22 protein-coding genes and 1 riboswitch are annotated in these 23,595 nt (G+C 68.5%); of the genes, 15 read left to right on the top strand and 7 right to left on the bottom strand.

Features of this window, described 5'->3' with window-relative positions:
• Nucleotides 1-104 precede the first annotated feature (104 nt).
• The 3 genes from lysX (at nucleotide 105) to IMZ11_RS23425 (ending at nucleotide 2,521) form a co-directional block, all read left to right on the top strand.
• The gene (lysX, locus tag IMZ11_RS23435; RefSeq protein ID WP_228644497.1) at nucleotides 105-1,595 is read left to right on the top strand and encodes a bifunctional lysylphosphatidylglycerol synthetase/lysine--tRNA ligase LysX; all 1,491 of its coding nucleotides are present in this window, start codon (nucleotides 105-107) and stop codon (nucleotides 1,593-1,595) included.
• Nucleotides 1,596-1,727: 132 nt separating this feature from the next.
• A complete protein-coding gene (locus tag IMZ11_RS23430) occupies nucleotides 1,728-2,063 on the top strand; it encodes a helix-turn-helix domain-containing protein (protein ID WP_228644496.1) in 336 nt (111 codons plus the stop codon).
• 209 nt (nucleotides 2,064-2,272) lie between these two features.
• Entirely contained in the window at nucleotides 2,273-2,521 is a 249-nt protein-coding gene (locus IMZ11_RS23425) for a LuxR C-terminal-related transcriptional regulator (protein ID WP_228644495.1), read from the top strand.
• Nucleotides 2,522-2,581: 60 nt separating this feature from the next.
• On the opposite strand, the gene IMZ11_RS45975 is transcribed toward IMZ11_RS23425, so the two are convergent.
• On the bottom strand, nucleotides 2,582-3,511 hold the full coding sequence (locus IMZ11_RS45975; protein ID WP_305075897.1) for a C40 family peptidase: 930 nt from the start codon (nucleotides 3,509-3,511) through the stop codon (nucleotides 2,582-2,584).
• A 194-nt stretch (nucleotides 3,512-3,705) separates the two neighbouring features.
• A riboswitch (cyclic di-AMP (ydaO/yuaA leader) is annotated at nucleotides 3,706-3,871 on the bottom strand.
• Between the two features lie 396 nt (nucleotides 3,872-4,267).
• Here IMZ11_RS45975 and IMZ11_RS23415 point away from each other — a divergent pair.
• The 6 genes from IMZ11_RS23415 to IMZ11_RS23390 all read left to right on the top strand — a co-directional run bounded on the left by IMZ11_RS23415 (nucleotide 4,268) and on the right by IMZ11_RS23390 (nucleotide 11,902).
• Nucleotides 4,268-4,834 (top strand): amino-acid N-acetyltransferase, encoded by a 567-nt coding sequence (locus tag IMZ11_RS23415; RefSeq protein WP_228644494.1) that lies wholly within the window; start codon nucleotides 4,268-4,270, stop codon nucleotides 4,832-4,834.
• A gap of 111 nt (nucleotides 4,835-4,945) precedes the next feature.
• Nucleotides 4,946-6,253, top strand: a complete 1,308-nt coding sequence (locus IMZ11_RS46285) for an RDD family protein (RefSeq protein WP_228644493.1) — start codon at nucleotides 4,946-4,948, stop codon at nucleotides 6,251-6,253.
• 176 nt (nucleotides 6,254-6,429) lie between these two features.
• Entirely contained in the window at nucleotides 6,430-7,002 is a 573-nt protein-coding gene (locus IMZ11_RS23405) for an RDD family protein (protein WP_228644492.1), read from the top strand.
• A gap of 516 nt (nucleotides 7,003-7,518) precedes the next feature.
• Nucleotides 7,519-7,863: an Lsr2 family protein gene (locus tag IMZ11_RS23400; RefSeq protein WP_061261385.1), complete on the top strand. Its 345-nt coding sequence runs from the start codon at nucleotides 7,519-7,521 to the stop codon at nucleotides 7,861-7,863.
• Between the two features lie 268 nt (nucleotides 7,864-8,131).
• Complete coding sequence (locus tag IMZ11_RS23395) at nucleotides 8,132-10,636, top strand: ATP-dependent Clp protease ATP-binding subunit (protein WP_228644491.1); 2,505 nt, start codon at nucleotides 8,132-8,134, stop codon at nucleotides 10,634-10,636.
• A gap of 330 nt (nucleotides 10,637-10,966) precedes the next feature.
• A complete protein-coding gene (locus IMZ11_RS23390) occupies nucleotides 10,967-11,902 on the top strand; it encodes a TIM barrel protein (protein WP_228644490.1) in 936 nt (311 codons plus the stop codon).
• Here IMZ11_RS23390 and IMZ11_RS23385 read toward each other — a convergent pair whose 3' ends face one another.
• On the bottom strand, nucleotides 11,903-12,769 hold the full coding sequence (locus tag IMZ11_RS23385) for an A/G-specific adenine glycosylase (RefSeq protein ID WP_228644489.1): 867 nt from the start codon (nucleotides 12,767-12,769) through the stop codon (nucleotides 11,903-11,905).
• 83 nt (nucleotides 12,770-12,852) lie between these two features.
• On the opposite strand from IMZ11_RS23385, the gene IMZ11_RS23380 reads away from it, so the two are divergent.
• Nucleotides 12,853-13,602 (top strand): hypothetical protein, encoded by a 750-nt coding sequence (locus IMZ11_RS23380; protein WP_228644488.1) that lies wholly within the window; start codon nucleotides 12,853-12,855, stop codon nucleotides 13,600-13,602.
• Nucleotides 13,603-13,620: 18 nt separating this feature from the next.
• Here the strand turns inward: IMZ11_RS23380 and disA are convergent, their stop codons facing one another.
• From disA to IMZ11_RS23355, 5 genes are all read right to left on the bottom strand, one after another.
• Nucleotides 13,621-14,709 (bottom strand): DNA integrity scanning diadenylate cyclase DisA, encoded by a 1,089-nt coding sequence (disA, locus tag IMZ11_RS23375; protein WP_228644487.1) that lies wholly within the window; start codon nucleotides 14,707-14,709, stop codon nucleotides 13,621-13,623.
• Nucleotides 14,710-14,765: 56 nt separating this feature from the next.
• Complete coding sequence (radA, locus tag IMZ11_RS23370; RefSeq protein ID WP_228644486.1) at nucleotides 14,766-16,193, bottom strand: DNA repair protein RadA; 1,428 nt, start codon at nucleotides 16,191-16,193, stop codon at nucleotides 14,766-14,768.
• Nucleotides 16,194-16,252: 59 nt separating this feature from the next.
• On the bottom strand, nucleotides 16,253-16,567 hold the full coding sequence (trxA, locus tag IMZ11_RS23365) for a thioredoxin (protein ID WP_061261378.1): 315 nt from the start codon (nucleotides 16,565-16,567) through the stop codon (nucleotides 16,253-16,255).
• Nucleotides 16,564-16,944, bottom strand: coding sequence for a MerR family transcriptional regulator (locus tag IMZ11_RS23360; RefSeq protein ID WP_061261377.1), 381 nt, complete (start codon nucleotides 16,942-16,944; stop codon nucleotides 16,564-16,566). Before IMZ11_RS23360 ends, trxA begins: the two co-directional genes overlap by 4 nt.
• A 64-nt stretch (nucleotides 16,945-17,008) precedes the next feature.
• Complete coding sequence (locus IMZ11_RS23355; protein ID WP_228644485.1) at nucleotides 17,009-17,707, bottom strand: class I SAM-dependent methyltransferase; 699 nt, start codon at nucleotides 17,705-17,707, stop codon at nucleotides 17,009-17,011.
• 80 nt (nucleotides 17,708-17,787) lie between these two features.
• On the opposite strand from IMZ11_RS23355, the gene IMZ11_RS23350 reads away from it, so the two are divergent.
• The 5 genes from IMZ11_RS23350 to IMZ11_RS23330 all read left to right on the top strand — a co-directional run bounded on the left by IMZ11_RS23350 (nucleotide 17,788) and on the right by IMZ11_RS23330 (nucleotide 23,561).
• Nucleotides 17,788-18,600 (top strand): sugar phosphate isomerase/epimerase, encoded by an 813-nt coding sequence (locus tag IMZ11_RS23350; protein ID WP_061261375.1) that lies wholly within the window; start codon nucleotides 17,788-17,790, stop codon nucleotides 18,598-18,600.
• Nucleotides 18,597-19,190 carry a TetR family transcriptional regulator gene (locus IMZ11_RS46280; protein ID WP_228644484.1) on the top strand — a complete coding sequence of 198 codons (594 nt, stop codon included), beginning with the start codon at nucleotides 18,597-18,599 and terminating at the stop codon, nucleotides 19,188-19,190. Before IMZ11_RS23350 ends, IMZ11_RS46280 begins: the two co-directional genes overlap by 4 nt.
• 161 nt (nucleotides 19,191-19,351) lie before the next feature.
• Nucleotides 19,352-21,466, top strand: coding sequence for a (Fe-S)-binding protein (locus IMZ11_RS23340; protein WP_228644483.1), 2,115 nt, complete (start codon nucleotides 19,352-19,354; stop codon nucleotides 21,464-21,466).
• A 224-nt stretch (nucleotides 21,467-21,690) separates the two neighbouring features.
• Entirely contained in the window at nucleotides 21,691-22,488 is a 798-nt protein-coding gene (locus IMZ11_RS23335) for a hypothetical protein (protein ID WP_228644482.1), read from the top strand.
• On the top strand, nucleotides 22,485-23,561 hold the full coding sequence (locus tag IMZ11_RS23330) for a glycosyltransferase (protein WP_228644481.1): 1,077 nt from the start codon (nucleotides 22,485-22,487) through the stop codon (nucleotides 23,559-23,561). Before IMZ11_RS23335 ends, IMZ11_RS23330 begins: the two co-directional genes overlap by 4 nt.
• Nucleotides 23,562-23,595 lie beyond the last annotated feature (34 nt).

The following is a 23,595-nucleotide window of genomic DNA, read 5'->3' as shown; positions in this document are numbered from 1 at the left end:
TATCACCTGCCACACATTAGACCATTCGTCACTTTACGCGCATGTGTTTTCGCTTGGCGTAGCCGTACCGGATGGGGCGGGACGCGGTCGCTAGCCTTTTGACTGTGAGCGACGACCTCAACGGGCTACCCGAGCAGATGCGGGTCCGGCGGGACAAGCTCGACCGGCTCCGGGCCGAGGGCATCGACCCCTATCCGGTGAGTTTCCCGCGCACCGCGACCGTCGCGGAGGTCCGGGAGAGGCACGCGGGTCTCGGGCCGGGCGCCGTGACCGGTGACCGGGTGGGCGTCGTGGGACGGGTGATGCTGTCACGGAACAGCGGCAAGCTGTGCTTCGCCACGATCAGGGACGGCTCCGGCGACCTGCAGATCATGCTGTCGCTCGACCGGCTCGGCGAGGAGTCCCTGGCCGCCTGGAAGCGCGACGTCGATCTCGGCGACCACGTCGGGATCGAGGGCGAGGTCGTCACCTCGCGCAGGGGCGAGCTGTCCGTCATGGCGGAACGCTGGCAGATCACCTCCAAGTGCCTCCGCCCGCTGCCCGAGAAGCACGCCGGCCTCACCGACCCGGAGTCGCGGGTGAGGTTCCGCTACGTCGATCTGATCGTCAACGACGAGGCCAGGCGGATGGCGCGGATCCGCAGCGCCACGGTGCGCGCCGTCCGCGACTTCTGGCACGACGAGGGCTACCTCGAAGTCGAGACGCCGATGTTGCAGCCGATCCACGGCGGCGCGGCGGCCCGGCCGTTCCGTACGCACATCAACGCCTACGACATGGACCTCTACCTGCGCATCGCGATCGAGCTCTATCTCAAGCGGCTCGTGGTCGGCGGCCTGGAGAAGGTCTTCGAGATCAACCGGAACTTCCGCAACGAGGGCGCGGACGCCACGCACAACCCCGAGTTCACCATGCTCGAGGCGTACGGGACGTATCTCGACTACAACGACATGGCGGATCTGACCCAGCGGATGTACCAGCAGGCGGTCGTGGCCGCCCTGGGCACGACGGTGGTGGTCCACGGGCACGAGGAGATCGACCTGGGCATGGCCGAGTGGCCGCGGATCACGCTGTACGGCTCGGTGTCTGCCGCCCTCGGCGAGGAGGTCACCACGGAGACCCCTCTCCAACAGGTCCGGAAATACGCGGATCAGCGGCAGATCAACTGGGATTCCGGATGGGGGCAGGGCAAGCTCGTCCAGGAGATCTTCGAGGCGCTGGTGGAGCACACACTGATCCAGCCGACGTTCGTCATGGACTACCCGCTGGAGACGTCGCCGCTCACCCGCCAGCACCGGGACAACCCGCAGCTGACGGAGAAGTGGGACCTCATCGGGTTCGGCACCGAGTTGGGCACGGCCTACTCGGAGCTCGTCGATCCGATCGAGCAGCGCCGCCGCCTCACCGAGCAGTCCGTCCTCGCCGCGGGCGGCGATCCCGAGGCCATGCGGCTGGACGAGGACTTCCTGCGCGCCCTCGAGTACGCCATGCCGCCGACGGGCGGGGTGGGCGTCGGGATCGACCGTATGATCATGGCGTTCACCGGGAGGAGCATCCGCGAGACGATCCTGTTCCCGCTGGTACGGCCGCATGTCTAACCCATGGGCGGGTTGCGAACCTTTGAAAAGCTACTCTCTTCTGGTAAGAAACCCCCTGAAAGTATGAAATGCCCGTAGGGGAGTGGGATGGCGGCACATCAGTCTCAGATGATGGACTCTGGTGCGTACGCGATGAGCGGCCCTTCCCGGCAGCTCCTCGATCGGCTCAGCGACAAGTGGGTGAACTTGACGCTGAACGCGCTGGCCGACGGTCCCCGCCGCTACACCGACCTCGCGAAGAGCGTCTCCGGGGTGAGCCAGAAGATGCTCACCCAGACGCTGCGCACGCTGGAACGCGACGGGCTGGTGTCCCGCAGGGTGACCGCGGCCGTGCCCGTCCGGGTCGACTACGACCTCACCCCGCTCGGATGGACCCTCATGCCGCTGATGTACGCCGTCAAGGAATGGGCGGAGGTTCACATCGGCGAGGTGGAGGCGGCCCACGCCGCGTACGACGCGGCCCTTTGAGTCCCGACTTTCGGTCCGAGAGGCGCATGGCGTTTTCCATGCTTGCCGCGAAATTCGGGATAAAGGCGGGGACCTAAACCGCACGGATGCCCCGCTTTGCCGTACGGACTGTCAATGACCAATCAGGGTCCGAACTTGACGATTTTTGAACAAAGTGTTTACCTTCCCAGGGCGGACCGATAAATCATCCTGGTGGGGGAGGGCTGACGATGCCGCTTTCCGATGTGGTTTCCCGGGGCGAGAGCCCCGTGTCGGAATGCGACCGCGCCGGTCTCAGCGATGACGATCTGAGGTTGCTGGCCGAACTGGCCAAGGGCGGCACCGTCGACAAGGTGGGCCGCCGCCTCGATGTGAGCGGTCGCACCGTACGGCGCCGGCTGCGGGTCATCTGCGACAGGATCGGGGTCGCGACCGCCATCGAGGCGGTCGCGTGGGCGGCCAGGCGCCGCCTGATCTGAGCCCGATCTGAGCCGATCTGGGCTGATCTGAGGCGACGCCCGGCCGAGGAGCGCGGAAAACTAGTCCGCGATCCGTACGGCTCCCGCGAAGGGCCGGTTGGCCAGCGAGGCGATCCGGACGACGTCGCCCGTACGGGGCGCGTGGACCATGTAACCGCCGCCGATGTAGATGCCCACGTGGTGCAGGTCGTTGTAGAAGAAGACCAGGTCGCCGGGGCGCATGTCCTCGCGCGCGATGTGCGTGCCGGACGACCACTGTGAGCCGGTGTAATGGGGCAGGCTGATCCCGACCGTCTGGTAGGCCGCCATGACGAGCCCCGAGCAGTCGAACGAGGTCGGGCCGTCGGCACCCCAGACATAGGGCCTGAGCTGCTGGGTGAGGGCCCAGCGCGCGGCCTCGGCCGCCTTGCCGTCACCGATGATCGGGAAGGCCAGCCGCCGGGCGGCGCTTCCCCTGGTGACGCTCCCCGCGACCTTGCTGTACAGGTTGCTCTCGGACTTCTTGACCAGCTTGCGGATCTTGTCGCGCTGCTCGTCGAGGCCGGAGAGCAGGTCCTTCACTTCCTTCTGGCGGGCCTTCGCGCTGGTCCTGGCCCGCTCGGCCGCCTCCATCGCCTTGGCCACCTGAGCGACCTCCTCGCCCTGCTGCATCTGGAGGGCGTAGGTCGTGGACGCCTGGTCGAGGTACGAATCCGGGTCGTCCGCGCTCAGCAGCGCGAAGGCGGAACCGAAGCCGCCGGTCATGTAGGAGTTCTGCGCGAGGAGGCTCGCCGTCCTGCGCCGGGTCTCCAGCTCGGTCTCGCTCGTGGCGAGGGTCTTCTTCGCGAGATCGGCCGACCGCTGGGCCTCCTTGAGCCTGACCCGGGCACCGTTGTAATCCTCGGTGAGGGTCTCGATCTCGGTGTAGAGGCGCTCGACCTCGGCGGTCAGCTCCTTGAGGCTGGGCTGCGGTTCGGCGGTCGCGGCCATGACGGGGGCGCCGAAGGTCATCGCGATGAGAGCGACACCGAAGAATGCGAACCTGCGGATCGGGCCGCCGGTCGATGACCGGGCGCGGCGCCGTCGCCCACGAGCGTGCCTGCCCGCGGATCGTCCTCCAGAGATGCGCAACAAAGCTCCTCTCCTACGCGTGCCCGGCAGGCGGATCCCCGCACCGCGCGAACGCCCGAGGGCGATGGCGGCGGCTGCCGACACTTTGGCCGCCTACCGGGTTAGCTGACGGGTTCGGGCCGGAGTAGCCCTACCTTTCGGATTCACCCCTTGATGACCTGGGTTTGACCCCGGATCTCCACAGTTGGTTCCCCGGCTCCCTTCGGCACGGGCGCCTCGGGGACTCGGCGGTCCGGTCGTTCGCGCCTTTTCGCGATGACCGGCATCGTCGCTGGACACTAGTGCACACCGGGTTCCTGCTCAACCAGAACTCGTGATTCCGTCTAGCTTTCACAACTGAATGATCACGGTCCGGTCACATGTGATAGTGGACCGGGACGTCCATTACCCTGCGTTTACCTGTTGCCCGGCCGTCTCCGTAGCAGGTCAGCGCAGGCTCGAGAGGTCGCAAAATTGGATATTCCCGGAACGTAAGCCGAGGAGGCGCGGAACGTGCTCGAACGGATACGCACAGTGAGCTGATCTGAGGGTTGCTCGGGTTTCGGCATGACCGTTAATCCGTGTTCTCCTCCGCGCTCGCGTACGGGCCCTCGCGGCGCGCCCGCACGGGCCGGGCGGCGACTAGGCTGGCGATCCATGGAGCAGGTTGCGGGCCGGCCCTCGGAAGCCGAGAGCGGTGAGCGCGCGTCCCGGGTCGTGATCGTGCGCCGGGCGAGGACCCTCGACGTCCGCGCCATCCGCCGCCTCGTCGACGCGTACTCCGGCGTCGGGCCGCGGTTGCTGAAGAAGACCACCGTCACCCTGTACGAGGACGTCCAGGAGTTCTGGGTGGCGGAGGTCGATGGGACGGTCGTCGGCTGCGGGGCGCTGCACGTGCTCTGGGAGGACCTGGCGGAGATCCGCACGGTCGCCGTCGACCCCGCCGCCCGGGGGATGGGCGTCGGCCACTGGATCGTCGGCGCGCTCATCGACGCGGCCCGCGAGCTGGGTGTGCGCCGGGTCTTCTGTCTGACCTTCGAGGTCACGTTCTTCGGAAGGCACGGATTCGTGCCCATTCACGGGACCCCTGTCTCTCCGGAGGTGTACGCCGAGCTGCTCGCCTCCTACGACGAAGGCGTCGCGGAGTTCCTCGATCTCGAGCACGTCAAGCCCAATACGCTCGGCAACACCCGAATGCTGCTGCATCTCCAACCCCGAGTCTGACCATGGTGGTGACCGGCCGGAAAGGTGACTGTTGATACGCCTGTCGCTACTTTGGCCATATCGGCATGCGCATGACGATCGCCGCATGCGAACCCGAAACGAGGTGAAACGGTGAGCTCCGGACAGCCGCCGTACCCCCAGGACGCTCCGGACGGCACCCCACCGCCGCCTTCGGACCGTGAGCAGGGTACGAGCAATCCAGCCCAGCAGTACGACCCTGATGTCACGGTCGTCAGTTACCGCAACCCGTCGCAGTCGACGGGCCCCCAGCAGGCCTATGGATACGGCCAGCAGCACGACCAGCACGTCTACGGCCAGCAGCAGCAGCCCGGCTACGGCCAGCAGCCCCAGCAGCCCCAGCAGGGCTACGGGCAGCAGCAGTACGGCCAGCAGCAGCCCGGGACCGGGGCCTTCGGCCAGCCTCAGGGGTACGGTCAGCAGCAGCCCGGTTATGGCCAGTCGGCCCAGCAGCAGCCTCAGCAGCCGTACGGGCAGCAGGGGTACGGCCAGCAGGCCCAGCAGCCGCAGCAGCCGCAGCAGGGCTATGGGCAGCAGCAGTACGGCCAGCAGGGCTACGGGCAGCAGCCCCAGCAGGGATATGGCCAGCAGCCCGGTACGGGCGCGTTCGGCCAGCCTCAGGGGTACGGCCAGCAGCAGCCCGGTTATGGCCAGCAGACCCAGCCCGGCTACGGCCAGGAGCAGCAGCAGTACGGCCAGCAGGCCGGCTACGGCCAGCAGCCCCAGCAGGGGTACGCCCAGCAGCCCGGCTACGGTCAGCAGGCCGACTACGGTCAGCAGGGCTACGGCCAGCAGCCCTCCTATCCCCAGCAGGGCTATGGGCAGCCCGGGTACGGGCAGCAGGGCTACGCCCAGCCCTACGGCGGGCAGGCGGCGGAGGTCCCGCCCGGCGCGCCCGCCCCGCTCGCTGAGTGGTGGCAGCGCCTGGTGGCCCGTCTCATCGACGTCGTGATCATCGGCATCCCCTACGCCATCGTCTCGACGGTGCTGACCATGATCATCGTCACCGAGGCCAGCTTCAACCCGGAGACGGGTGCCTTCACGGCGGGTGGCGGCGTGATCCTCGCCAGTCTGCTCATCTCGGCGATCGCTGGCCTGATCGCGACCGGGTACGAGTTCATGATGCTCAAGCAGCGCGGGCAGACGGTCGGCAAGATCGTCATGGGCATCAAGGTCGTCCCCGTGGGCGATTCCCTCCCGTCGGGCGGCCTCGCGACGGATGTCGCAGGAAAGCGGGCCGGAGTCCTGTTCGGGCCGCAGATCCCCGGTGGGATTCCCGTCGTGGGCCTGCTGCTCAACCTCTTCGCTCTGGTGAACACGCTCTGGCTGCTCTGGGACCGGCCGTTGTGGCAGGCGCTGCACGACAAGGCCGCCAAAACCGTCGTGGTCAAGATCAAGTAAGTCCGGCCTGGGTAACCAGGGAAAGCGGGGCCGATGGAACGAGCCATCGGTCCCGTTTTCATGGGCGCGAGCGGGATTGGAACTGTGTCCCTATTGGGGGCGAAAAGCGGTAACAGTCGGGATCATCCGTGCGATGGTTGGGGAACGCATGTCCTCCACACGTGAGAGGTGACCCAATGACCGCGGAACCGCCCCCCGGCCAGAACCCCTATGGCTCGGCTCCGCCGCCCCCGCCGCCGGGCGCCTATCCGCCCCCGGGTGGTTATGGGGCTCCGCAGGGCGCCCCCCTTCCGCCGGGTGTTCCGGCCCCGCTCGCCGAATGGTGGGAGCGTCTGGTCGCGCGAATCATCGACAGCGTCATCTTCGGCGTCGTGTACCTGATTCTGAGCATCGTCCTCGGCGTGGCGAGCGGCAGCTTTCTTACCGGCTTCATCGCGTCCCTGATCGCCTATGGTGCGTACGCGGCCTACGATTACGTCCTGCACTCCAAGGATGGCCAGACCATCGGAAAGAAGATCATGAAGATCCAGCTGGTCGCTCTGGGCGGCGCACCGCTGGATTCCTCCGTCGTGATGCGGCGCTCGGCCGTGTATCCCGGCGTCTTCGTGCTCTACGGCATTCCGGTCATCGGTCTCCTGGCCAGTCTTTTCGCCTTGGCGACGGGCGTGTTCATCCTCGTCGACAAGCCCCTGCAGCAGGGCCTGCACGACAAGGTCGCCGGAACCGTGGTGGTGAAGGCGCCGCGTTGATCGCGGGAAGAACAACTTGACCGGCGTCCGGTCAAAACAGTGGGGCGGCTCCGTCGCGGACCGCCCCACTTGTCATTCATGGGTACGATTTCTATGCATCCGGTAAGGCGGCTGGAGAGACATGGAATCGCCCCACCGCCACCGGCCGCCCCCGGAGGCACACCGGGCGTCACGTGGGGCTATCGTCAGGTCAGGGACTCCGCGAGGGCGACATGCGGTGCGCCACGCCCGGGCTCCGAAAATCCTGGGTGCCGAGAAAGACACCCCCGGCACGAGCGAGGACGAATGACAGAGGTATTGTCCGCCTTGATACCCGTCGTAGTTGTCGGCGGTGCGGTCGTCTACGGCGTGGTTAAGTTGGTCCGTTCCGAGGCGGCCGGCCTTCGGACCGCAACGGAACGACGTGACAAGGACAACACGAGTTCCTGAGGATGAGCTGAAAGTTGAATTGTCAGCCGCCCGAACCGGGTATATGTTTGGCTGACGAATCAAACAATGCTCCGAAAGGATTGCCGCATGGCCAAGCATACGCAGGTGATTCTCATCGACGATCTCGATGGCGGCGAGGCCAATGAGACGGTCACCTTCGCGCTTGATGGTAAGTCTTATGAGATTGATCTCAGCGATGGGAACGCAAAGAAGCTGCGCGAGGCACTGTCGCCTTTCGTCGGCGGTGCGCGGCACGCGGAAGCCGCTCCGGCGCGCGGACGTCGTCGTGGTGCCGCCGGCGGTGCTCAGCGGGCGATGACCCGCGAGAAGAGCGCCGAGATCCGTGCCTGGGCGAAGGCGCACGGGCACCCGGTCAGCGAGCGTGGTCGCATTGCCGCCTCGATCGTGGAGGCGTACGACGCCGCCCACTAAGGGTGCTTTTGATCGTGCGGTCAAACCGGTCGTCGGATGTTACGACCTTCGGTGGGGCCGCACGATTCTGTTTGCACTTCCCTAAACCTCGTTCGCTTGCGGCGTATCGGGAACACCTCGCCCCCGGCAGGTAGTTGGATGAAGGGTGAACGCCCTGCTCTCGGGGAACGTCCTCTCTGATAGGAGCGGTTGCCGGGTCGGGGCTACCATGCGGAAGGACGGGCCGGACATCCCGGGTCCGCCTGACCGCTCTGTGAGGAGCGACGAGATGTTCGAGAGGTTCACCGACCGTGCGCGGCGGGTTGTCGTCCTGGCCCAGGAAGAGGCCCGGATGCTCAACCACAACTACATCGGTACTGAGCACATTCTTCTTGGCTTGATCCATGAGGGAGAAGGCGTTGCCGCCAAGGCTCTGGAGAGCCTGGGCATCAGTCTTGAAGGTGTGCGCCAGCAGGTCGAGGAGATCATCGGCCAGGGGCAGTCGGCGCCTTCGGGGCACATTCCCTTCACCCCGCGCGCCAAGAAGGTCCTTGAGCTGTCGCTCCGCGAGGCCCTGCAACTCGGCCACAACTACATCGGCACCGAGCACATCCTGCTCGGCCTCATCCGTGAGGGCGAGGGCGTGGCGGCCCAGGTGCTGGTGAAGCTGGGGGCCGACCTCAACCGGGTGCGGCAGCAGGTCATCCAGTTGCTCCACGGCTACCAGGGCAAGGAGCCCGCGGCGGCCGGGGGCCCGCAGGAGGCGGCGCCGTCCACCTCCCTTGTGCTGGACCAGTTTGGCCGCAACCTCACCCAGGCCGCCCGTGAGGGCAAGCTCGACCCGGTCATCGGCCGGGAGAAGGAGATCGAGCGGGTCATGCAGGTCCTCTCCCGGAGGACCAAGAACAACCCGGTTCTCGTGGGTGAGCCCGGCGTCGGCAAGACCGCCGTCGTCGAGGGCCTGTCCCAGAAGATCGTCAAGGGCGAGGTTCCCGAGACGCTCAAGGACAAGCAGCTCTACACGCTGGACCTGGGCGCGCTGGTCGCGGGTTCGCGTTACCGCGGCGACTTCGAGGAGCGCCTGAAGAAGGTGCTCAAGGAGATCCGCACCCGCGGCGACATCATCCTGTTCATCGACGAGCTGCACACGCTGGTCGGTGCGGGCGCGGCCGAGGGCGCGATCGACGCCGCCAGCATCCTCAAGCCGATGCTGGCCCGTGGTGAGCTGCAGACCATCGGCGCCACCACGCTGGACGAGTACCGCAAGCACCTGGAGAAGGACGCCGCCCTGGAGCGGCGCTTCCAGCCGATCCAGGTGGCCGAGCCCAGCCTCAGCCACACCATCGAGATCCTCAAGGGTCTGCGGGACCGCTACGAGGCGCACCACCGGGTGTCCATCACCGACGGCGCGCTCGTGGCCGCGGCCCAGCTCGCCGACCGGTACATCAGCGACCGGTTCCTGCCGGACAAGGCGATCGACCTCATCGACGAGGCCGGTTCGCGGATGCGCATCCGCCGGATGACCGCTCCGCCGGACCTGCGCGAGTACGACGAGAAGATCGCCAACGTGCGGCGCGAGAAGGAGTCCGCGATCGACGCGCAGGACTTCGAGAAGGCCGCGGCGCTGCGCGACCAGGAGAAGCAGCTCCAGCTCAAGCGCGAGCGCCGGGAGAAGGAGTGGAAGGCCGGCGACATGGACGTCGTGGCCGAGGTCACCGAGGAGCTCATCGCCGAGGTGCTCGCGACCGCCACCGGCATCCCGGTCTTCAAGCTGACCGAGGAGGAGTCGCAGCGACTGCTCCGCATGGAGGACGAGCTCCACAAGCGGATCATCGGCCAGGACGACGCGATCAAGGGTCTGTCCCGGTCCATCCGCCGCACGCGCGCCGGTCTGAAGGACCCGCGCCGTCCGGGTGGTTCGTTCATCTTCGCCGGCCCGTCCGGTGTCGGTAAGACCGAGCTGTCCAAGGCGCTGGCCGAGTTCCTGTTCGGGGACGAGGACGCGCTGATCATGCTCGACATGTCCGAGTTCATGGAGAAGCACACCGTCTCGCGGCTGTTCGGCTCCCCGCCCGGCTACGTCGGGTACGAGGAGGGCGGCCAGCTCACCGAGAAGGTGCGGCGCAAGCCGTTCTCCGTGGTCCTCTTCGACGAGATCGAGAAGGCCCACCCGGACATCTTCAACTCGCTGCTGCAGATCCTGGAGGACGGTCGCCTGACCGACGCCCAGGGCCGCGTGGTGGACTTCAAGAACACCGTCATCATCATGACGACCAACCTCGGCACCCGGGACATCTCCAAGGGCATCGGGGTGGGCTTCGCGAAGTCCAACGACGTCGAGAGCAACTACGACCGGATGAAGTCCAAGGTCCAGGAGGAGCTCAAGCAGCACTTCCGGCCCGAGTTCCTGAACCGCGTCGACGACATCGTGGTCTTCCACCAGCTCACGCCGAAGGAGATCATCCAGATCGTCGACCTGATGCTCGCCCAGGTGGACGAGCGGCTCAAGGACCGCGACATGGGCCTGGAGCTCAGCGCCGCGGCCAAGCAGCTGCTCGCCGACCGCGGTTACGACCCGGTGATGGGCGCCCGTCCGCTGCGCCGTACGATCCAGCGCGAGCTGGAGGACGTTCTCTCCGAGAAGATCCTCTACGGCGAGCTGCGTCCGGGCCACATCGTCAAGATCGACGTCGAGGGCGAGGGCGACGCGGCGAAGTTCACCTTCGTCGGCGAGGCCAAGAGCCCCGAGGTGCCGGACTCCGCGGCCTCGATCGTGGAGCCGATCCAGCACTGAGCCGATCCAGCACCCGGATGTGCTGACGGGAACCCCGCGTGAGAAAGCCCTCACGCGGGGTTCTTGTTTTCTGTGATACCGGGCTATGCCACCACTCGATGTAGTACTACACTGCGTAGAGCGCCCGCCGGAGACCCGACGGGCCCGAAATCACCCCTGCGGCGTACCGAGAAATCAGCTGCGGGACGGACGCGGTAACCGGAGGCACCGGGGCAAGCTCGGTGGCCCGGGCCGGATTCCCGGCAGGGAGGGGACTCCCGTCCCATGCGGTCAGGACAGACCGTGTGGACCAATGGGGTCGGGAAAGCGGACAAGCCTTGGAGGGACCTGATGCGCCTGTTGCACGACGACGGGACGCTCGTTCATCTGGCCTACAACACGGGAGTACATCCCGCCGAGGACCTGGAGAACCTGATCGCGCACCTCACCCGCTACGCGGTGCCGGTGCGCAGGAAGCTGGGCGTGGCCCGGCTCGGCGTGTGCCTGTGGCTCGCCCCCGCGGTCGCCGACCACCTGGTCGCCGACCGCATCGAGCTGGTACGGCTGCGCAGGTCGCTCGAGGAGCGCGGCCTCGAGGTGGTGAGCCTCAACGGCACCGGCGGACGCCACCAGGAGGTTCCCGGGCCGGACTGGGCGAAGCCCGAGCGATACCGGTACACCATGGCGCTGGCCAAGATCCTCTCGTTCCTGCTTCCGGATGACGTCAGGTTCGGCAGCATCTCCACGATCCCGATCGGGTGGCGCCGTGACTGGCCCGCCGACCTGCACTCGATCGCCTCGCGGCGGCTGGAGCGTCTCTCACGTGAGCTGCGCGGCCTCTACAGCGTGACGGGCAAGACGATCCGGGTCGGCTTCGAGCCGTGGCCCGGCTGCGTTCTGGAGACCACCGAGCAGGCCCTGCGCCGGGTCGGCGGCATCGACTCCGAGCACCTCGGTGTGTGCCTGGACGCCTGCCACCTGTCCTCCGGCGACGACGCGACCGGCGACGCCCTGCGCGGCCTCGCGCAGACGGGCGCGCCCGTGGTGAAGCTCGGCCACGTGCACAATCACGGCCACGAGATCCCCAGCACCCAGCCGGTGATCGAGGGCACGCTGAACGCGATCCTGTCCGGGGCGGTGAGCGGCAGCGCCCACGTCGAGGTCGAGGTGCACGACTGGAACCCGCCGAAGACGAAGGGCCCGGCGGCGCTCGTCGCGCGGCTGGCCGACGAGCTCGACTGGACCCGCAGCAACCTGACCGCTCTCGGGCTCAAGCTCGCCGCCTGATCACCCGGGCAGCCGGTAGGTCCCGTCCGTGAGGACCTCGGCCAGCCCGTCGTCCAGGAGGCCGTCCAGAGCCCGCTCACGCTGGACGTGGTCCGCCCAGACCACGTCCAGCGCCCCTTTTGGCACCGGGCCGTGCGCGTCGCGCAGAACGGCCAGGAGCCGCCCCCTGCACTGCCGGTCGGTGCCCGCGTAGGTCTGGCCGCGCCGTACGGGGCCGTCGTGGGCGGGCCGCCCGGCGAGGCGCCAGGCGCACTGCGACACGATCGGGCAGTCATCGCAGCGGGGAGCGCGCGCGGTGCAGACCAGCGCGCCGAGTTCCATCACCGCGACGCCCCAGCGCGGGGCGCCGACGGCGGGGAGCAGCGACTCGGCGAGCCTGCGCTCGCCCGACGTGGTGGCCTTCGGCGGGTACTCCTCGCCGCGTACGGCACGGGCGAGCACCCGCCGGACGTTCGTGTCCAGGATCGCGTGGCTGTGCCCGTACGCGAAGCTCGCCACCGCGGCGGCCGTGTAGTCGCCGATGCCGGGCAGCGCCCTCAACTCGTCGTACGAGGAGGGCACCCGGCCCCTGTGGTCCGCTGTGATGGCCCTGGCGCACGCGTGCAGGTTCAGCGCCCTGCGCGGGTATCCGAGCCGGCCCCAGTGGCGTACGGCCTCGCCTGGGGGCACCGCGGCGAGCGCCTCGGGGGTGGGCCAGCGCTCCATCCACTCGGTCCAGACCGGCAGCACCCTGACGACGGGGGTCTGCTGCAGCATGATCTCGCTGACGAGGATGCCCCAGGGGGTCGCCTCCGGACGCCGCCACGGCAGGTCCCGGTTGTGTTCGGCGTACCAGTCGAGGATGGGCTCGCGCAGTGAGATGGCCACTCGCCGACCTTACCGGCGGTCCGGTGGCACCACCGTCGGCGAGCCGTTCCCCCTCGCGCCCAACGACTCACCATACTGAGCGTATGGATCCGGACACGTTCAGTAGTGACGTCGGCATCGAGGGGACGGACGTCTACTGGCGCCGTCGTATGGTGGTGCTCACCGGCGTTCTCGTCGTGGTGGCGGTCGTGGCCTGGGCGTGCACGAGCGCTTCGGGAAGGCAGGGGACCACCGGAGCGGCCAAGAACGCCACGCCCGGTCCCGACACGCTGGTCGTCTCGCTTCCGTCCCCTCTCGCCTCGCCGTCGGCCTCGGGAGGCGCCGGGAACTCCGCTTCGCCCACCGCCTCGCCGTCCGGGGCGTCGAAAGAGGCGAAGGGCGGCAAGGACGCCAAGAATTCCAAGGACGCCAAGGAGGCGAAGGCGGCGGCGCCGCTCCGTCCGGGCGATCCCTGCGACCCCAAGGACCTCGTGCTCAGTCTGCGCGGGGGCCAGCAGACCTACGCGGGCACCGCCGAACCGACGTTCCTGCTGACCGTGGTGAGCACCGGCCGGGTGGACTGCACGGTCGACGTGGGCCCGCGGATGCTGGAGACGCGCATCGTCTCCGGCGACGACAGGGTGTGGTCCACGGCCGACTGCGTCAGCGGAGACGGCACGGACATCCAGATGCTCAAGCGCGGCGTGCCGTACGTCCGGACGATCCGGTGGGATCGGCACCGCTCCGGCGCCGACTGCACGGTGAAGCGGGCGGCGGCCCTGCCGGGCACCTACGTCGCCTGGACGCACGCGGACGGGCTGAAGAGCTCGAAGGCGATCTTCTATCTGCGGTGACACCGGCGCCCCGCGAGCTCAGATGTAGCGCTCCAACAGGGAGGACTCAGCGAGCCGGGACAACCCCTCGCGGACGCTGCGGGCCCGGGTCTCGCCGACGCCGCCCACGGACTGGAGGTCGTCGACGCTGGCGGCCAGGAGCTTCTGGAGCCCGCCGAAGTGGTCGACGAGCCGGTCCACGATCGTGCCGGGCAGCCGCGGCACCTTGGTCAGCAGGCGGAACCCGCGTGGGCTGACCGGCCCGTCCAGGGCGCCCGTGCCGGAGTAGCCGAGCACGTGGGCGACCTTCGACGGGTCGAGCAGATCGCCGGCCGAGAGCCCGTCGAGCTCGCTCAGATGCTCGACGAAGTCGCCTGACCGCTTCACGACCGAATCCGGCAGGTAGTCGCGCACGATCAGCTCACGGTCGGTGTCCACTCCCGCGACGAGCTCGTCGAGCTGGAGGGAGAGGAGCCGGCCGTCGGTGCCGAGCTCCACGACATAGCCCTCGATCTCGCCCGCGATGCGCCGGACCATCTCGAGGCGCTGGACCACCGTCACCACCTCGCGGACGGTGACGAGATCCTCGATCTCCAGGGCGGACAGCGTGCCGGACACCTCGTCCAGCCGCATCTTGTAGCGCTCCAGCGTCGCCAGCGCCTGGTTGGCCTTGGAGAGGATCGCCGCGGACTCCTCCAGCACGTAGCGGATGCCGTCCAGATAGAGCGCGATCATCCGCATCGACTTGCTGATCGCGATGACGGGGAAGGACGTCTGCCGGGCCACCCGCTGGGCCGTACGGTGGCGGGTGCCGGACTCGTCGGTCGGGATGCTGGGGTCGGGCACGAGATGCACGGCCGCGCGGACGATCCGCAGGTCGCCGCTGTTCAGCACGATCGCGCCGTCCATCTTGGCCAGCTCACGCAACCGGGTGGCCGCGAACTCGACGTCGAGCTCGAAACCGCCGGTGCAGATCTCCTCGACGGTGCTGTCGTAGCCGAGAACGATGAGACCCCCGGTGTGGCCGCGGAGAACCCGCTCCAGCCCCTCGCGCAGCGCGGTGCCAGGGGCGACGGCGGCGAGTATCGCCCGGCGCCGCTCGTCAGATCCCTTGTCGTTGTGTGGCACGTGACCCCCGCGGTCGGACGCATTACCTCGCTCAGTTTACCGGCGGGTGCCCGCTGTCACCGGACATGCGACAGAGCCTCCCAGACGAACTCCGCCTCGGTGACCTCGAAGCCGGGGGCGAAGCTCGTGGTGCGCAGCATGGGCTCGCGGACCGCGACCAGATGCCCCCGGGACGGCACGGGCTCCAGCTTGGGGGCACCCTCCTCGAGAGATCCCTTGGGCACCAGCGCCCGGGTGAATCCCAGCCTGGCGGCCTCGGCGAGACGGCGTCGTACGTCGCGGACCGGGCGAAGCTCGCCGGCGAGGCCGACCTCGCCCAGCACGACCAGGCCGGGCGGCAGCGCCTGGTCGGCGGCCGCGCTGACCACGGAGAGCATCAGGGCCAGGTCGACCGCGGGGTCGGTGAGCCGGATGCCGCCCACGGTCGCGGTGAACACGTCACATTTGCCGATCTTGGCCTGCAGTCGCCGCTCCATCACCGCGAGCACCATGGCCACGCGATAGGAGTCGAGGCCGGAGGAGGTCCGCCTCGGCTGCGGCGCCTCGGTCGGCCCGACCAGGGCCTGCACCTCGGCGGGGATCGGGCGGGTGCCCTCGATGGTGACCGTGACGCAGGTGCCCGGCACCGGCTCGGTGTGCCGGGAGAGGAACAGCCCGCTGGGATCGGTGATCCCGGTGATGCCGCGCTCGTTGAGGTCGAAGCAGCCGACCTCCTCGATGGGGCCGAACCTGTTCTTCACCGCGCGGACCATGCGGAGCCGGGAGTTGCGGTCGCCCTCGAAGTGGAGCACCACGTCGACGAGGTGCTCGAGGACGCGGGGTCCGGCGATCGTGCCGTCCTTGGTCACGTGGCCGACGAGCACCGTCGACATGCCGCGCTCCTTGGCCAGCCGGACGAGGTTGCCCGCGACCTCGCGCACCTGGGTGACGCCGCCGGGCACGCCGGTGGCCTCGGCGGAGCCGATGGTCTGCACCGAGTCCACGATGAGGAACCGCGGTTGGACCTTCTCGACATGCGCGACCAGGGCCGACAGGTCCGTCTCCGCGGCGAGGTAGAGCCGGGGCTCGATCGCGCCGATGCGGTCGGCGCGCATCCGCACCTGGGCGGCCGACTCCTCACCGGTGACGTAGAGGACGGTCTCGTGGCCGGCGGTGCGGGCCGCGGCCTCGAGCAGGAGCGTGGACTTGCCGATGCCCGGCTCACCGGCGAGCAGGACGACAGCGCCGGGCACCAGACCACCGCCCAGAACCCGGTCGAGCTCGCCGACGCCGGTGGGGCGGGCGTGTGCGACCTCGGCCTTGACCTCGCCGATCGGAACCGCCGGCGCGGACACGGCGCCCGGCTTGACCACGTTGACGCCCTGCCGGGCGCCGGCCTCCTCGACCGTGCCCCACGCCTGGCACTCGCCACAGCGCCCCACCCACTTGGCGGTGGTCCACCCGCACTCGCCGCACCGGTAGGACACCCTCTGCTTCGTCGCCACGGGGGCACGCTATCGGCACTCGCCGACAATCAGGCACGGACGAGGGGACGCGGGAACGGTCAGATGTGCCCGGCGAGGTCGGCCAGCAGCATGCGCTTGGGCTTCGCGCCGCGGATCTGCCGCACGATCTCGCCGTCGCGGTAGAGGTTCAGCGTCGGGAAGCCGAGGATGCCGTACCGCTGGGCGATCTCGGGGTGGTCGTCGGCGTTGAGCTTGGCCACGGTGAGGCGGTCGCCGTACTCGGAGGCGATCTCCTCCAGGATCGGCGCGAGCATCCGGCACGGGGGGCACCACTCCGCCCAGAAGTCCACCAGGACGGGTTTGTCGCTCCGCAGCACCTGCTCGTCGAACGTCTCGGCAGTCAGGGTGATCATGGTTCTCCTCCTGTGGAAAGCACGCAGCCCGGGCAGGCCAGTGCGAGCTGGGCGGCCACCTCGGACCTGCGGGCGATCAGCGAGCGGATGTCCGCGTCGATCTCGGCCAGCTTGCGCCGGTAGACCGCGACGGAGTCCGCGCAGGCGTGCCCCGAAGGTTGTCCGGAGCGCAGGCAGTCCACGAACGGCCGGGCGTCCTCGAGGGTGAACCCCACCGCCATGAGCGAACGGATCTCCATGACCAGCCGCAGGTCGGCCTCGTCGTACTCCCGGTATCCGTTCGCGGAGCGGCGTGCCTCGATCAGCCCCTGTTGTTCGTAGTAGCGCAGAGCGCGGGTGCTCACGCCCGCGCGCCGAGCCAGCTCTCCGATCCGCATCGGCCCTCCCAGAACCCCGACGGTAAGCCTTGACGCCAACGTCAATGTCAAGGCGTCTCCGGCGCTAGAAATGCCGCCAGCGCAGGACGTTGGGGTAGTCGAGCTCCAGGCCCTCGGTCTCCTCGGCGGCCGCCTCGGCCACCGCGGGCGTGAACTCGATGCGGAGCACGCTCTCCAGATCGGCTCTGGTGGCGAAGACCATCCGCAGGTCGAGTTCGCGGCGCTGCCAGCCCTGCCGGGACCAGAACGCCTCGACGTCCTTCGCGGAGTACGACGGGATCGATCGGCTGAACCAGCGCCCGAACGCGCCCCTCGCGGCGTCCAGGTCCACGACGAAGGCCGCGCCGCCGCGGCGCATGACCCGCGACAGCTCCCGCAGCCCCGGCTCGCATCCGGGGCCGAAGAAGTACGCCCAGCGGGCGATGGCCACGTCCACCGACGAATCGGGCACCGGGAGCGCCTGGGCGGTGGCCGTACGGACCCGGACGTTGGGGAGGGAGGCGCAGCGGGAGGTGGCGCGGGACGCGAGGCCGGCGTGCGGCTCCACCCCGACCACGCGGGCCGCCGTCGCGGCGAGCGAGGGCAGGTGGAAACCGGTGCCGCAGCCGATGTCGAGCACGGTCGCGCCGTCCCACGGGCGGATCGCGCGCATGGCCGCGTCGACGACGCCGTCGGGGTCGACCGCCCGGTTCTCCAGCTCGTATGTCTGCGGGGAGTTCCAGATGTTCGGGCTGGGAATGGCCCCGGTCAGGATGTGCGCCATGCGTCAACGATAGGTTGTGATCTTCGCTGCATCATTGTGGCGTCGCGGCACGCGGTCTCCGCCCGGCTTAGGCTGGATCCGTGAGTGCCATCCGTGTCCCCAACGCGAAGATCGCGTTGTCAACGGCGTCGGTGTACCCCGAGCGGACGCCAGACGCCTTCGAACTGGCGCAGCGCCTGGGATACGACGGTGTGGAGATCATGGTCGGGCAGGATCCGGTCAGCCAGGACGTCGAGGTCCTGGAGCGGCTGGTGGATCACTACCAGATGCCGATCCTGGCCGTGCACGCGCCGTGCCTACTCGTCACCCAGCGGGTGTGGGGGCGCGACCCGTGGCTCAAGCTGCAGCGCGCGCGGCGCGCGGCCGAGCGCCTGGGAGCGCAGACCGTGGTGGTCCACCCGCCCTTCCGCTGGCAGCGAGACTACGCGCGGGACTTCGAGGTCGGTCTCGCCCGGATGCGCGACGAGACCGACGTCGTCTTCGCGGTGGAGAACATGTTCCCGCTGCGGGCCCGGGGCAGCGAGGTCGTGCCGTACGCGCCGGGGTGGAACCCGATCGACTACGACTTCCCGGATGTGACGCTGGATCTGTCGCACACGGCGGTGTCGGGATCGGACGCGATGGAGATGGCGGCCAAGCTCGGCGACCGGCTCGCCCACCTGCACCTCGCCGACGGCGTCGGCACCACCAACAAGGACGAGCATCTGGTGCCCGGACGGGGCAACCAGCCGTGCGCCCAGATGCTGGAGCGTCTGGCGGGCAACGGATACGGCGGCCTGGTCGTGCTGGAGATCAACACCCGCAGGGCGGCCAGCCGGAGCGAGCGGATCGACGATCTCGCCGAGGCGCTGGCCTTCGCGCGGCTGCATCTGGCCCCCTCGGGCCGCCGGTGACGGAGCGGGCGACGCCGAAGAGGCGGCCCGGCCGCAGGCCGGGGACGGCCGACACTCGCGGGGCGGTGCTCGCCGCCGCGCGGAAGATCTTCGCGGAGAAGGGGTACGACAAGGCGACCGTCCGTGGGATCGCGGCCGAGGCGGGGGTCGATCCGGCCCTCGTGCACCATTACTTCGCGTCGAAGGAGGGCGTCTTCGTCGCGGCGATGCAGTTCCCGGTCAATCCGGCGGCCGTGCTGCCGACGATCCTCGGCGGTCCGCCCGAGCAGATCGGCGAGCGGCTGGTCCGCTTCCTGTTGACCATGATCTCGACGCCCGAGGCCCGTGAGCCGATCGTGGCGCTGCTGCGCACCGCGATGGTGAACGAGCAGGCGGTCGACATGTTGCGCGAGTTCATCACCGAGGCGATCCTCACCCGGGTGGCGGAGGCACTGTGCATCCCACCCATCAGGATGGAGGTAGCCTTCGCCCAGATGTTCGGAGTATTGATGATGCGCTACATCGTCAAACTGGAACCGCTCGCCTCGGCGGACACGGAGGAACTCGTCGAGATCCTCGCCCCTACGCTGCAGCGTTATCTCTCCGCGTAGCCCGGCTGACATCGATCTAGAGCTTTCTTCTACTATCGAGGCTGGACGTGCCGGACTTTTGCCCGACAAGTTACCCGTGGGTAGGATTCGGTGCGGCCTCGGCGTAATTGTGGATGACCTGCGGTCGTACGCCGGCAGCCAACTTTGCTAAGGGAGGACCCGTGCTCTGGGTTGCGATCATCGGGCTCGTCATGACGGGCGTGGCGCTCGCCTTCGCGGGCCGTCGCGTGGCGTTCCTCTACAGGCTCGCCACCAGCGGCCAGCCCGCGCCCGAACGGATCGAGTACGCCAAGGATAACGTCGGCGCGGAGATCAAGGCCCAGCTGGTCGAGGTCTTCGGGCAGAAGAAGCTGCTCAAGTGGACGCCGTCGGGCACCGCGCACTTCTTCGTGATGTGGGCGTTCTTCATCCTGGCGACGGTCTACCTCGAGGCGTACGGCGCGCTCATCCAGGGGATGATCACTGGCACGCCGGACTTCCACATTCCGCTCATCGGGACGTGGGCGGTCCTCGGTTTCCTGCAGGACTTCATCGCGGTCGCGGCGCTGATCGGTTTGGTCGCGTTCACCGTCATCCGGATCAAGAACTCGCCGAAGAAGCTCGGGCGCGGTTCCCGGTTCTCCGGCTCGCACCTGGGCGGCGCCTGGCTCGTCCTCTTCATGATCTTCAACGTGATCTGGACGATGTTCCTCTTCCGCGGCGCGGCGATCAACACGGGGAACTTCCCGTACGCCTCCGGCGCGTTCGCCTCGGAGCTGACCGCGAAGATCCTGCCGACCAGCGAGTTGCTGGAGGAGATCGGCCTCCTGCTGCACATCGGCGTCATGCTGGTGTTCCTGATCATCGTGGTGAACTCCAAGCACCTGCACATCTTCACGGCGCCGCTGAACGTGATGTTCTCCCGTCGCCCGGACGGCCTGGGCGCGGCGCAGGAGATGCGCAGCGGCGGCAAGGTGCTGGACTTCGAGGAGGCCGACCCCGAGGTCGACGTCTTCGGCCGCGGCAAGATCCAGGACACCTCCTGGAAGGGCTTCCTGGACTTCTACACCTGCACCGAGTGCGGCCGTTGCCAGTCGCAGTGTCCCGCCTGGAACACCGACAAGCCGCTGTCGCCGAAGATGCTGATCATCGACCAGCGCGACCACGCCTTCAAGATCGCGCCGTACCTGCTGGCGGGTGAAGAGGCGAGGGCCGGCTACCCGGAGGATGTGCTCGCCCTGCTGGACAAGCCCCTCGTGGGTGAGGACGGCGTCATCCACCCGGACGTGCTGTGGTCCTGCACCAACTGCGGCGCCTGCGTCGAGCAGTGCCCGGTCGACATCGAGCACATCGACCACATCCTCGACATGCGCCGCTACCAGGTCATGATCGAGTCCTCGTTCCCGTCCGAGGCGGGCGTCATGCTCAAGAACCTCGAGAACAAGGGCAACCCGTGGGGCATGTCCGAGATGAAGCGGGCCGAGTGGATCGAGGAGCTCGACTTCGAGGTCCCGATCATCGACGAGAAGATGCCCGAGGACGTCGAGTACCTCTTCTGGGTCGGCTGCGCCGGAGCCCTGGAGGACCGCGCCAAGAAGACCACCAAGGCGGTCGCCGAGCTGCTGCACATCGCGGGCGTGAAGTTCGGTGTGCTCGGCCCGATGGAGGCGTGTACGGGTGACCCGGCCCGCCGCCTGGGCATGGAGTTCCTGTTCAACATGCTCGCCCAGCAGAACATCGAGACGCTGAACGAGGCCGGGGTCAAGAAGATCGTCGCGACCTGTCCGCACTGCTTCAACACGCTCGCCAACGAGTACCCGCAGCTGGGTGGCACCTACGAGGTCGTGCACCACACCCAGCTCCTGGCGCACCTGGTGGAGGAGGGCAGGCTCACCCCGATCACGCCGATCGAGGAGAAGATCACCTACCACGACCCGTGCTTCCTCGGCCGCCACAACAAGGTGTACGCGCAGCCCCGCGACATCATGGCGAAGGTGCCCGGCGTCCAGGCGCAGGAGATGCACCGCTGCAAGGACCGCGGCTTCTGCTGCGGCGCCGGAGGCGCCCGCATGTGGATGGAGGAGCGGATCGGCAAGCGCATCAACACCGAGCGGGTGGACGAGGCGCTGACCACCGATCCGGACACCGTCTCCACCGCGTGCCCGTTCTGCCTCGTCATGCTGGGCGACGCCATCAACGAGAAGAAGAACAGCGGCGAGGCCAAGGAGACGCTGGAAGTCGTCGACGTCGCGCAGCTGCTGATCAAGTCCGTCAAGGGCGAGCCGGTCGCCGGCTGACGGTACGCGTCGTAACGGATCGCCCTCCCAGGGAGGAAGGGGGAGGGCGATCCGCGACTTTCCAATCTTATCCACAATTTGTGGAATTGATCGGTCAGATCTGCAGGGGTATCAGTAATCCCGGCGTTAACCCCAAATGTCTTTCTCCGCATATCCACATAACGGGAAAATCACGGTAACCTCAACGGTGGCTCAATCAACGGGGAGGGGGCTGAGCGGTGGGCGTGATCGTTACGGATGCCGAGGTCACCCTTGCCGACGTCCTCGCCGTGCGAATGGCGGTCGAGGAGCCGCTCTCCGGCGAAACCCGTCTGATCCTGCGGCATCGAGGCACCGGAGCCGAACGCCAGATCACCCTTGACGCCGTCGACGCACCCGAGGGCGACGTCGAGGAGGCCACGCTCGCGGTGCCGCTCGCGCCGTTGTCGCTCACGCCGGGACGCTGGGACGCCTATCTCCAGCAGGACGGTCCCCGGGTGCGGATGCGCAGCAGCGACCCCGGCTTCTCGCTCGACCGGCTGGACGCGTACGCGCTGGGACGGCGCACCCTGGCCTACCGCGCCTACCGGACCCGCAACGGCTTTCTCGCCGTCAAGATCGACGAAGCCGCGCCGGTCGCCGACGTCCGGGCGGTGTGGTTCCGCGAGGGACGCTTCGAGGTCACCGGCCTGCTGGCCTACACGGGGCTCGACGACGACGACCGGCACCGCGGGGCCACGCTCACGTTGCGCTGCGGCGACCCCGACGCGACCGTGACGGTCGCCGCCACGGTCCAGGGTGTGCGCTTCCACGCGGCGCTTTCGCTGTGCGACGTTCTCGCGGCCGCGCCCGACCAGGAGGGGGTCTGGCAGCCGGCCCTGGAGGTCGACGGCATCGACGGGTGGTTGCCGCTGGGCGCCAGGATCGACGACGTCGAGGGCAAACGCCGCCGGGTGCACTACCCCCGTGTGCTGGTCGACGGCGTCCCGGTCACCCCCACCTTCACCTCGGATGACGAGCTGCGCCTGGAGGTCGGCGCGTGAAGATCTCCTTCCTGCTTCCCTCGGCGTACGGGATGCGCGGTGACGTCCGGGCCACGCTGAACCTCGCGGCGGGGCTCGCCTCGCGCAACGAGGTCGAGATCGTGAGCGTCAAGCGGACCAGGGAGACGCCGTTCTTCCCCGTCGATCCGCGGATCTCCATGCGCTGGCTGGTGGACTCGCGACCGGGTGTGCGCCACCTGCTGCCGCCGGGCCAGGTCCGCACGGAGGTCGCCCTCTGGCGCATGCTGCGCGGGCTGCGCACGGACGTGCTGATCACGGCCAGGCCGAGCCTCAGCGTCCAGTCGGCACGCTACGCGCCGCGCGAGGTGGTGCGGATCGCCAAGGAGTGGTCGCGTCCCGCGGTGCCCGGTCCCGTCCGCCGCTTCTATCCCCGCCTCGACGCGGTCGTGACGAGTACCACGAGCGCGCGGGAGGACTGGGCGCGCCTCCTCGACGACGAGCTCTCGGTGCACACCATCCCGGACGCGTTGCCCGCCGGGCCGTGGCCCAGGTCCCGCATGGACAACCGCATCGTCAGCGCCGGGGGCCGGCTCGTGCCGGTCAAGGCGTACAACCGGTTGATCCGCGCCTTCGCCGTCGTCGCGGACAAGCGGCCCGACTGGCGGCTTCGCCTGTACGGCACGGGCCCGGAGGAGAAGCGGCTGCGCGCGTTGGTCCGCGAGCTCGACCTGCACAACCACGTCTACTTCATGGGCACGACGTCCGACCTTCCCGGCGAGTTCGCCAAGGCGTCCATCGTCGCGGTGCCGTCCCGGCACGAGGCGCCCGGCATGAGCGTGGTCGAGGCGCTGAGCTGCGGGGTCCCGATCGTCGGGTTCGACGGGGCGCGCGGTCCGGTGGAGTTCGTCCGTCCCGGCCACGACAGCGTGCTGGTGCCCGAGGGCGGGGACGAGGTCGAGGCGTACGCCACCGCCCTGCTCGGGCTGGTGGACGACGACCGCCGGCGTACGGCGCTGGCCGCCGGGGCGATCCAGTCCGCCGCGGGTCACGCCGCCGGCGTGGTGGCCGCCCGCTGGCAGGAACTCATGTACGGCCTGCGATCACGGGAGTGACTGGCGTTCATACCCAAAACGGGTAACGTGAGGT

It is taken from the genome of Microtetraspora sp. AC03309, from assembly GCF_020826795.1.
Taxonomy (GTDB): domain Bacteria; phylum Actinomycetota; class Actinomycetes; order Streptosporangiales; family Streptosporangiaceae; genus Microtetraspora; species Microtetraspora glauca.
The sequence above is the reverse complement of the archived record's forward strand: the minus strand, read 5'-3'. Positions and strand labels throughout refer to the sequence as shown.